The sequence below is a fragment of the Robiginitalea sp. genome (genome assembly GCF_049588695.1).
GTDB lineage: Bacteria > Bacteroidota > Bacteroidia > Flavobacteriales > Flavobacteriaceae > Robiginitalea.
In genome coordinates, this window is the sequence record NZ_JBAVZJ010000441.1 from 1 (window position 1) to 1,867 (window position 1,867).

Sequence of the window (1,867 nt, forward strand, 5' to 3'; positions counted from 1 at the left end):
ATAGCGATATTGAATCCGCTGCCCAGCTCTGTGAATTGCTCCAAAGCTTCCATACGCTTGCGGGCCTCCGGTGTCATCACTTCATAAGGAGGTGTTATAAAGTAACAAAACGCTTTTTTATTACTGCGCCCCACGCGTCCCCGCATTTGGTGGAGATCGCTGAGGCCAAAGTTATTGGCGTTGTTTATAAGAATGGTGTTGGCATTCGCCACATCCAACCCACTTTCGATAATGGTGGTTGCTACCAGCACGTCGAATTCCCCGTTCATAAAACTCAGCATGGTGGTTTCGAGTTTGCGGCCCTCCATCTGCCCGTGGCCAATCCCAACCTTTGCCTGCGGGACCAGGCGCTGTATCATCCCGGCCACCTCCCGGATGTTCTCTATTCGGTTATGTACAAAAAAGACCTGCCCCCCTCTTTGAATTTCGTAGGAGATCGCATCCCTGATCGTGGGTTCGTGTAAACGGATCACCCGGCTCTCAATGGGATAGCGGTTTGGCGGGGGTGTATTGATGACCGATAAATCCCTGGCGGCCATCAGGCTGAACTGCAGCGTTCTCGGAATGGGTGTGGCTGTGAGGGTGAGAACATCTATATTTTCCTTCAGGGCCTTGAGTTTGTCCTTAACGGCAACTCCGAATTTTTGTTCTTCGTCTACGATCAGTAAACCCAGGTCCTTAAAAGAAACGTTTTTGCCCACGAGTTGATGGGTCCCGATGACGATATCGAGGGAGCCCGAGGAGAGGCCTTCCAGGACGTTTTTTCGTTCCTTGGTTGTACGGAAACGGTTGAGGTAATCCACACTTACCGGCATCTCTTTGAGCCGTTCGCTCAGGGTGCGGTAATGCTGAAAGGCCAAAATAGTCGTCGGCACGAGAATCGCGACCTGTTTGCCGTTATCCACGGCTTTAAAGGCGGCCCGGATAGCCACTTCGGTTTTTCCAAAGCCCACATCCCCGCAAATCAGGCGATCCATGGGCTGGGCGGTTTCCATGTCCTTTTTTACGGCCTCGGTGGCCGTACTTTGGTCCGGGGTGTCTTCGTAGAGGAATGAAGCTTCGAGTTCGTGTTGCAGATAACTGTCCGGACCGTATTGAAATCCCTTTTTCAGTCGTCTTTTGGCGTAGACCTGAATCAGGTCAAAGGCAATTTTCTTAACCCGGCTTTTGGTTTTTTGCTTGAGTTTTTTCCAGGCAGCCGATCCGAGCTTGTAAATCTTAGGCGTCGCCCCGTCCTTCCCATTGTATTTGGCGATTTTATGGAGGGAGTGGATGCTGACGTAGAGGATGTCGCGGTCGCCGTAGATCAGTTTGATGGCTTCCTGTTGTTTTCCCTCCACTTCAATTTTTTGAAGGCCCCCAAAAGTTCCGATTCCATGGTCGATATGTGTGACGTAATCACCCACTTCGAGTTTGTTGAGTTCCTTCAGGGTAATGGACTGTTTTTTGGCGTATCCATTGCGAAGGTGGAAGCGGTGATAGCGTTCAAAAATCTGGTGGTCTGTATAGCAGCAAAGTCCAAGGGTATCCGATTCAAATCCCTGGTAGAGTGGCTGGACAAGGGTAGTATAAGGTACATCCTGCCCTATTTCGTCAAAAATGTCGTGAAATCGTTTCGCCTGTTGTTCGCTGGCACAGAAAATAAAGTTCCGTATTCCGGCCTGTTGGTTTTCCCTCAGGGCCTTGAGAAGAAGATCGAACTGTTTGTTAAAAGCGGGTTGCGGACGAGTGGGGATCTCTATGACGTCCAATGCTTCCCCATCCTGAGGGGGAGGGGCCTCAAGGCTGACTTCACGGAATTTTCCCACGGTCTGCTGAAACTCTTCCCCGGTGAGAAAAAGAGCCTCGGGACTGGCGTGCTTTACAG

1 protein-coding gene is annotated in these 1,867 nt (G+C 50.7%); it reads right to left on the minus strand.

Annotated elements, in window-relative coordinates; translation table 11 throughout:
• Positions 1-1,867 (minus strand): DEAD/DEAH box helicase (locus tag WBV75_RS10490; RefSeq protein WP_424120563.1); only part of this gene is annotated, 1,867 nt, incomplete at both ends.